The following is a 1,249-nucleotide window of genomic DNA, read 5'->3' as shown; positions in this document are numbered from 1 at the left end:
CCCGGGTGGGCATGGGGGTCGCCGGCGTCGCCATCGTCGTGCTGCTCGGCGCGTGGCTCTTGCGCCGGCGGCGGCGCACGCGCTAGGTCAATCGCGCCTCGTTCGTGACATCACCCGCTCTCGCAAGAGAGCGGGTTTTTCATGCGTGGTACTTTTTCAGCCGGTCAGCACTGCGTGCGACAGCAGCATGATCGCGCCGAACACGCCCACCCCGGCGGCCACCGGCCAGCCCAGCGAGCGCGTTCGACGCCACACCAGCAGCGTCGTGGTGAGCCCCAGGGCAGTGGCCAGCCAGGACAGTGCGCTCGGGTTGACCGGCACGATCGCTACCCCCAGCACCGCGGCGATCATTAAGGGGCCCAGTACCGCCAGCCAGCCGGGCAGCGCGTTCGGCCCCTCGCGGGCGCTGAGCCGGCGCTGCATCCACATGAACGGCACCACGCGAATCAACAGCGTGCCCAGCGCCGAGGCGATCACGGCCAGCCACAGCGACGTGCTCATGCGCACCTCCCGGCGGGAAAGCGCAGCGTGTAGAAACACAGCGCCCCGCAGGCCGCCGCCAACGGAATGGCAACGTTGGTAGCGCCCGAGAGGCTCAGCGCCATCGCCGCCAGCACCGTGACGGTGAGCGCCGCCGACCAGCGCCGATTGGTGAAGCGTGGTGCGGTCATGGTCAGAAACAGCGCCGGCAGGGCGAAAGGCATGATGTCGCCCAGCAGCGGCCAGTAGGCGGTGACCGCTTCGCCCGCCACCGCGCCGACCACGGTACCGACGATCCACACTGCCCAGGCCATCAGCGCCGCCCCCAGAAACCAGCCGAACCGTTCGCGCTCGTCCACCTCGGGTAGCCGGGTCAACGCCAGGGCGAAGACCTGGTCGGTCAGCCCGTGCATCAGCCAGGGCCAGTGGCGGCTTCGGGGCAGCAGCGTCGCCAGGTTGGGGCCGTAGACCACGTGACGCACGTTGATCAAGAGCGTCAGTGCCACCACGAGCCACAGCGGCGCGCCAGCGGCGACCATGCCGACGAACAGAAACTGCGAGGCGCCGGCGTAGATCAGCGCCGAGATCACCGCCGCCTCCCAGGGCGAGAACCCCGCCTGGGTGGCCACCAGGCCAAACGACAGCGAGACGGGCACGTAGCCGCCGAGCAGCGGGATGCCGTCGCGCGCGCCTCGAAGGGCGGCGTTGATGCGGGCGTGGCGGTGGCTCATGAGGCGCTCTCTTCCGGATCGTAGGTGATGGTCAGAAT

General features: G+C 69.7%; 2 protein-coding genes. Both read right to left on the bottom strand.

Annotated features, from left to right (window positions below; translation table 11 throughout):
* Nucleotides 1–156 precede the first annotated feature (156 nt).
* Nucleotides 157–501, bottom strand: a complete 345-nt coding sequence (locus BIS11_RS17930; protein ID WP_253422291.1) for an AzlD domain-containing protein — start codon at nucleotides 499–501, stop codon at nucleotides 157–159.
* A complete protein-coding gene (locus BIS11_RS17925; protein WP_253422290.1) occupies nucleotides 498–1,211 on the bottom strand; it encodes an AzlC family ABC transporter permease in 714 nt (237 codons plus the stop codon). The genes BIS11_RS17930 and BIS11_RS17925 overlap by 4 nt, the downstream gene beginning before the upstream one ends.
* Nucleotides 1,212–1,249: the final 38 nt, after the last annotated feature.

This window comes from Halomonas sp. 707D4 (assembly GCF_024158685.1).
Lineage (GTDB): Bacteria > Pseudomonadota > Gammaproteobacteria > Pseudomonadales > Halomonadaceae > Vreelandella.
This window is presented reverse-complemented; position numbering and strand designations above follow the sequence as displayed.